Raw genomic sequence first — 1,915 nt, forward strand, 5'->3', positions numbered from 1 at the left:
ATTCTAAGCACCGCGCCTGGGGCCACAATGTTGGCCTCGCCCATGAACTCCGCGACGAAGCGGGTCGATGGACGATCATAAATCTGCTGTGGCGTGTCGATCTGCTGAATGCGGCCGGAATTCATCACGGCAATCCGATCTGACATGATCAGCGCTTCGCGCTGGTCATGCGTCACATAGATCGTGGTGATCCCCAGATCGTCGTGCAGACGCCGGATCTCGTACTGCATGGTTTCGCGCAGATTCTTGTCGAGCGCCGACAGCGGCTCGTCCATCAGCATCACGCGTGGCTCGAAGACGATCGCCCTCGCCAACGCTACCCGCTGGCGCTGGCCGCCGGACAATGCGGCAATGTCGCGCTCCGCCAGACCGTCCAGCTTCACGCGGGCCAAGGCGTCAAGCGCCCGCTGGCGGGCCTCGGCTTTCGGCACCTTGCGCAGCACCAGCGGATACTCGACATTTGCCAGAACGTTCATGTGGGGAAACAGTGCATAGTTCTGGAACACTATGCCGATGTCGCGCTTGTTGGGGGCCAAGCGGGTGATGTCCCGATCGTCCAACAAAAGTTTACCGGAATCGGGCCGGACAAAACCGGCCAAAGCCATGAGCAGCGTGGTCTTGCCCGATCCGGACGGCCCCAAGAGCGTGAGGAATTCGCCAGCCTGAATGTCGAGCGAGACATCGTCCAGCGCGACGTAAGATCCGTAGGTCTTGCGCACGCTGTCGATGGTGATCGGGAGCGACTTCATCATGTGCTTCAGCCTTAAAGCTGAGACTCAGCGGGCCATCATCTCATCGAAGGCTTTTTGGGCGGCCTCGCCGTTCTTGACCCACCAATCCGCATTCGAAAACACTGAAGTGCCGGCATTTTCAGGCGCGGTCGCAAGGGTCTTCAGACGGTCCTCGGGAATAAGGCCACCCTCATAGCCAGCAGGATTTACAGGGCCATAGGCGATGAAATCGGTCAGCTTCGCCACGCGCGCGGGCTGTGTCATCGCTGCTATCAGCTTCATGGCCGCTTCCTTGTTCGGCGCCCCCTTCGGTACTCCGAGACAGTCGGTGCCAATGACGGAACCCTTGAACGTGTAGTCGGCCGCGCCGCCATCTTTTTTCACAGTCTCTGCCCGTCCGTTCCAGGTGATGACCAGATCCGCCTCACCATCTTTCAGCAACTGCGCCGACTGAGCGCCCGAGGTCCACCACACGGCGACATTTGGTTTGATCGCTTCAAGCCGCTTGATGGCGCGATCCAGACCCTCCGGCGTGCTGAGCACGGAATAGATGTCCGCCGGCGCCACGCCATCTGAAAGCAGCGCGATCTCGATCGAGTCCTGCGCATTGGCGCGCAGCGCGCGACGGCCCGGGAATTTGGCAACGTCCCAGAACTCCGCCCAGGTCTTCGGCGGGTTCTCGCCATAGGTCTTGGTGTTCCACGACAAGACGGTGCCATAGGAGTCGAACGGATAGCAGTAGTCGGACTTTGCACCGGCCGGCACGGAGCTGGGATCGATGATCTTGTAGTCGAGCGGCTCCAGCAGCGATTGTGCCGCGGCCTGCGCGCCCTCCGGTGAGCCGAGGTGAATGACGTCGGTCGTGACCGCACCCGAGGTGACCTGCATCTTCAGGGCGGCCAGGCCGTCGCTTAGGGTCTCCTCGCGGACATCAAAGCCAAGCTCTTTTGCAGCGGGAGCCCACATGGCTTCCTTGATGGCGTTGCCATAGTCGCCGCCCGCGGTGGTGATGGTGACTGTCTGGGCATGGACGGGCAAGGCAGCCGAAATTGCGAATGCCGTTAAGGAAATGCGTAGCCAGGACATAGGTTCTCCTCCCTAGGATTTGTCAAAACGCCGCTCAAAAGAGCCATTTCTTTGCGATCGTAACGTTACGATTGCATCGAAATGCGCGAGAGTCAAGC

General features: G+C 60.3%; 2 protein-coding genes. Both read right to left on the reverse strand.

Annotation, left to right across the window (positions count from 1 at the left end; all coding sequences use genetic code 11):
* Positions 1-749: ABC transporter ATP-binding protein (locus ACXJ7R_RS31395; RefSeq protein WP_457155200.1), on the reverse strand; the 749-nt coding region annotated here is incomplete at its 3' end.
* A gap of 27 nt (positions 750-776) precedes the next feature.
* A complete protein-coding gene (locus ACXJ7R_RS31400; RefSeq protein ID WP_457155201.1) occupies positions 777-1,817 on the reverse strand; it encodes an ABC transporter substrate-binding protein in 1,041 nt (346 codons plus the stop codon).
* Between the last annotated feature and the right edge of the window lie 98 nt (positions 1,818-1,915).

The organism is Mesorhizobium sp. P5_C1 (assembly GCF_054049815.1).